3 protein-coding genes are annotated in these 2530 nt (G+C 73.2%); 1 reads left to right on the forward strand and 2 read right to left on the reverse strand.

Annotated elements, in window-relative coordinates; translation table 11 throughout:
* Positions 1 to 41 precede the first annotated feature (41 nt).
* The gene (locus tag ACFU6K_RS36515; RefSeq protein WP_380670568.1) at positions 42 to 434 is read right to left on the reverse strand and encodes a ribonuclease domain-containing protein; all 393 of its coding nucleotides are present in this window, start codon (positions 432 to 434) and stop codon (positions 42 to 44) included.
* 96 nt (positions 435 to 530) lie between these two features.
* The gene (locus tag ACFU6K_RS36520; protein ID WP_380670570.1) at positions 531 to 1601 is read right to left on the reverse strand and encodes a phosphatidylinositol-specific phospholipase C domain-containing protein; all 1071 of its coding nucleotides are present in this window, start codon (positions 1599 to 1601) and stop codon (positions 531 to 533) included.
* A 291-nt stretch (positions 1602 to 1892) separates the two neighbouring features.
* Here ACFU6K_RS36520 and ACFU6K_RS36525 point away from each other — a divergent pair.
* Positions 1893 to 2530, forward strand: a 638-nt coding sequence (locus ACFU6K_RS36525) for a dihydrofolate reductase family protein (RefSeq protein ID WP_380670572.1), incomplete at its 3' end; no start/stop codon positions are given.

A 2530-nucleotide genomic window follows, 5' to 3' on the forward strand; every position in this document is an offset into this window, starting at 1 on the left:
GCGCAGGGTGCGCGCCGGGGCCCGGGAGGCAAGCGGCCGGGTCAGCAGCCGAAGTCGACCTTGCGGAACGTCACGTAGTGGTCGGCGGTGTAGTAGTCCTCGTGGTACTGCTTGCCGGTGACGATGCGACGGGTGCCGCGGGTCGGCGAGCCCGGGGTGACCACGGTGTACTCGTGGTAGTAGCCGGACGCCTGCGCGGGCAGCACCCGCTCCTGGTTCCGGAAGACGACGCCGTCCTGGCTGTACGGGAAGGGACCGCCGGAGGCGATCAGGTCGAGGGTGGTGTGGGCCTGGGAGGGCAGGGCGGACAGGCACACCGAGCCGCTGACCGCGGCGTGCGCCTCGGTGGCGACGGCGATCGGCGCGAGGGTGACCAGGGCGACGGTGGCGGTGGCGGCGACGCGGGTCTTCCACGCGCGTAGAGTTCGGGTCATGACAACCAGGATGGCGACCCTCCAGCGCCTCCGGAAGCCCCGTTCCAACTCTTCACCTCCGGTCAACTTCGCCGACCCTCCCAGGACTTGACCAGGTCAGCCGCGCGACAGCACCAGCGACTGGACCGACGCCAGCCGGCGCCAGTCGCTGGAGACGATGCTCGCGTGCGCCTTCGCCAGCTGCTCGGTGCGGGCCCTCGCCTGGTCGGCCGTCGGGTCGGTGCCGCTGATCTCCGGGGCGACCAGGTGGGAGTCCGTCATCACCAGCAGGTAGTGGGCGTTGTCGTACCAGGCGGTGTCGATGGTCCTGACGAAGGTCGAGGCGTCGCCGTCGAAGACCACGAACCAGGGCCGGATCGAGGCGTCCGCACCGGTGTACCGGCTCCGCGGGTCGCCGGTCGCGGCGCCGAGCACGGACGGGAACACCTGCGCCTGGCCGATCCGGCCAGCCGCCGCCAGGTCGCGCAGGTGCCGGCCCTGCTCCACGTCGGTGTGCAGGGTGTCGAAGGGGTTGCCCAGCTCGACGGCGCCCGGGATCGCGTACAGCAGCACCTTCCCGGCCAGCGCCGAGCGGCGCGGCCAGTTGCCCGCCCGCACCGCCTCGTCGACGCTCGCGTACGAGCCGCCGCCGGGCTTGGCCAGCAGGTCGGCCGGGCGCAGCACGGCGGAGCCCAGGTGGTCGGCGATCAGCGCGTCCAGCTGGTCCGGGCCCATCCCGAGGTCGGCCGAGTAGCCCGGCTTGAGCTCCAGCTTGATCACCAGCGGCCCGGCGCCCGGGTGCGCGGCGAGCCAGACCCGGACGTCGTCCAGGCAGTTCTCCAGGTACTGGTCGGTGCTGCCGCCGTACAGCTGCGCGGGGGTGCTCGCGGCGGTGCAGTTGTTGGAGTTGCCGAACGGGTTGGAGTGGCTGACCTGCCACCGCTTGGTGAAGATGTTCGGCCAGAGGTCCAGCTCGATCATCCCGGTGCCGGTGTCCAGGCCCTGGGCGAGGTACGGGAAGGCGGCCGGGTCGTAGGTGTTGTGGAGGCCGACGGTGGTCGCGGAGCCGAACGGCAGGTCGCCCGGCCCGCCCGTGGTGGCGTCCGCCGGGGCGGTCGGGATCAGCGCCGCCGCGGCGGCGATCAGGCCGGCGGCCAGGAGTCCGGTCAGGGTGCGGCGTACGGTCATCGGAAACGGTCCCCCAAGTCGTGGGATGCCGGCCGCCCTGCTTCCGGGCAGCCTGACGAAGCATCGCCCGCCCGGGCGTGCTCAGGATGAAGAAGGCACGACAATAGCGTGACGGCTGCACCGCTTCTCCCCCGCTCCGCTCCCCTTCCTCCACGCGCTCCGCACCCGTCGCACCCGCCACGCCCGGGACGGTGACGGAACGTCATGGTGCCGGAGCCGCGGGTTAGCGTGGCCCGCGGGCGGGGCGCGGCCGACCGGTGCGCGCCGAGGCGCCGAGCGGCGGAGGAAGCGATGTCCCTGGTCCGGGTCCACAACTTCTCGATCTCCCTGGACGGCTACGGCACGGGCGAGGGGCAGAGCCTCGACGCGCCGTTCGGCCACGCCGGCGGTCGGCTGCACAGCTGGTTCTTCGGCACCCGGACGTTCCGGCGGATGCAGGGCGAGGAGGGCGGCAGCACCGGCGTGGACGACGCGATCGCCCGCACCTGGGCCGACGGCATCGGCGCGGAGATCATGGGCCGCAACAAGTTCGGCCCGCAGCGCGGCCCCTGGCAGGACGAGGACTGGCGGGGCTGGTGGGGGCCGAACCCGCCCTTCCACACCCCGGTCTTCGTGCTCACCCACCATCCGCGCCCCTCGGTGGAGATGGACGGCGGGACGGTCTTCCACTTCCTCGACGCCTCCCCCGAGGAGGCGCTGCGCCGGGCCAGGGAGGCGGCCGGCGGCCTGGACGTGCGGATCGGCGGCGGCCCGAGCACCGTCCGGGCCTTCCTGGCGGCCGATCTGGTCGACCACCTGCACGTGGTCGTGGTGCCGGTGCTGCTCGGCCGGGGCGAGCGGCTCTGGGACGGGCTCGAAGGGCTGGAGCAGCGCTTCCGCACCGAGGCGGTGAGCAGCCCGAGCGGCGTCACCCACCTCACCTTCACCCC

The sequence above is a fragment of the Kitasatospora sp. NPDC057512 genome, assembly GCF_042802135.1.
Lineage (GTDB): Bacteria > Actinomycetota > Actinomycetes > Streptomycetales > Streptomycetaceae > Kitasatospora.